The following is a 327-nucleotide window of genomic DNA, read 5'->3' on the forward strand; positions in this document are numbered from 1 at the left end:
GAGTGTGACGCTTCCTGCTGTTCGTCATGATCTGACCAGTCTCCCTGCCCGGACCCCCGGGCAACAGGACGACTCACACAACCACCGGACCTACCGAACGGGGTCAGCCCATTGCCGCTGAGATCCTCCAGCGGATCAACTATTACCGCCTCAGCGGCTACTGGTATCCGTTTCGGCAGAAGACCACGGACGGCCGCGGTGATCACTTCTACCCCGGAGTAGTGCCCCGTAGCGTGGTGTAGCCCACGGTGGCCGGCTCGTCGCTCGCGACGTAAGCGCGGTCACCGTGTGATCCTTCGAGAAGTCTCTTACCTCCACTCGAAAGGC

General features: G+C 62.1%; 1 protein-coding gene. It reads left to right on the forward strand.

What is annotated here, in order from left to right:
* Nucleotides 1-122: 122 nt before the first annotated feature.
* A complete protein-coding gene (locus tag WFI00_RS17760) occupies nt 123-242 on the forward strand; it encodes an Abi family protein (protein ID WP_336642391.1) in 120 nt (39 codons plus the stop codon).
* Nucleotides 243-327: the final 85 nt, after the last annotated feature.

Source organism: Microbacterium sp. MMO-56, from assembly GCF_037146215.1.
GTDB lineage: Bacteria > Actinomycetota > Actinomycetes > Actinomycetales > Microbacteriaceae > Microbacterium.